This window comes from Actinocorallia lasiicapitis (genome assembly GCF_054778695.1).
This window is the reverse complement of record NZ_BAAGZI010000699.1, coordinates 1-1,497: the sequence shown is the minus strand read 5'-3', so window position 1 is coordinate 1,497 and position 1,497 is coordinate 1. Positions and strand designations below refer to the sequence as shown.

Annotated in this window: 1 protein-coding gene; it reads left to right on the top strand. The window is 66.9% G+C overall.

The window, feature by feature from the left end:
* Positions 1-250: 250 nt before the first annotated feature.
* Complete coding sequence (locus tag ACYVE7_RS33895; RefSeq protein ID WP_460370652.1) at positions 251-1,471, top strand: IS110 family RNA-guided transposase; 1,221 nt, start codon at positions 251-253, stop codon at positions 1,469-1,471.
* Positions 1,472-1,497 lie beyond the last annotated feature (26 nt).

Here is a 1,497-nt window from a genome sequence, read left to right as displayed (position 1 = left end):
CCCCCTAATGGGAGCTACCGGGTGAGCCTCACTGGCAGACTCGGTGCCTGGTAGCCGCTGGTGAGTGAGCACTCTCACCCCCTGGACTTCCGAGTCCTATGGTCAGATCGTGCCTTCACCGGTGGTCAGGGGTCCTTTGATCGCTGATGGGATGTCGTGCCCCCGAACGTCTGGGTGAGCACTGGTCCATTAGGTCGCCGACTGGGTCCCTGCGGGCTTCCATGTCCCGTTGTCGATCTTGGAGGTTGTAGTGCTGTTCGTTGGAGATGACTGGGCCGAGGACCACCACGACATCGAGATCCAGGACGAGACCGGCAAGGTGCTGAAGCGTGCTCGCCTGGCCGAGGGCATGGTCGGGATCGTCCGGTTCCACGACCTCGTCGGACGGTATGTGGCCGAGGACGCCGACTCGTTGGACGTGCTGGTGTGTATCGAGGTTGACCGGGGTCCGTGGGTGCGGGCGCTGGTCGCGGCTGGCTACCGGGTGTTCGGCGTCGACCCCAAGCAGGCCGCCCGGCACCGCGAGATCCTCGGTTCCTCGGGGGCCAAGAGCGATAAGGGCGATGCCCACGCGCTCGCGGACATGATCCGCACCCGCCGCCACCAGCTCCGCGAGGTCGCCGGTGACTCGGAGGTCGCTGAGGCCGTCAAGGTCGTCACCCGCGCCCATCAGACGCTGATCTGGGAACGGACCCGCCACATGCTGCGGCTGCGCGTGGCGTTGCGGGACTACTTCCCGGCCGCGTTGGAGGCATACAAGCCGCTGGGTCTCACCTCGGACACGGTGCTGAAGCTCCTGGCCAAGGCAGCGACGCCCGAGGCCGCGGCGAAGCTGACGACCGCCCAGATCTTCGCCTGCTTGAAGGGCCGCCGGGACATCTCCGGCAAAACGGCCGCGATCCAGGGCGTTCTGCGCGCCGAGCACCTGGGGCAGGCGCCGCTCGTCACGACGGCCTATGCCGCGACCGTGAAGTCGCTGGTCGCGATCATCACGGTCCTCAACTCGGAGATCAAGACCATGGAAGGCCAGGTCGAGGCCCATTTTGGTAGGCACCCGGACGCCGAGGTCATCCTCAGCCAGCCCGGCATCGGCGTGATCCTCGGCGCCCGGGTGCTCGCCGAGTTCGGAGACGCCGAGAACCGGTACGCCTCGGCGAAGGCCCGCAAGAACTACGCCGGCACCTCGCCGATCACCCGCCAATCCGGCAAGAGCAAGGTCGTCCAGGCCCGGTTCGTCCACAACGACCGGCTCATCGACGCCCTCCACCTCCAAGCCTCCTGCGCCCTCCTACACGACCCGGCCGTCCGCGCCTACTACGACCAGCTCAAAGCGCGCGACATCAGCCACAACGCCGCCCTCCGCCAAGTCGGCAACCGCCTCGTCGGCATCCTCCACGGATGCCTCAAAAACCACACCCTCTACGACCAGGCGACCGCCTGGTCCCACCACGGCTACGACCTCACCGCTTGACATCCAACCTCCAGGGATGTCTGACC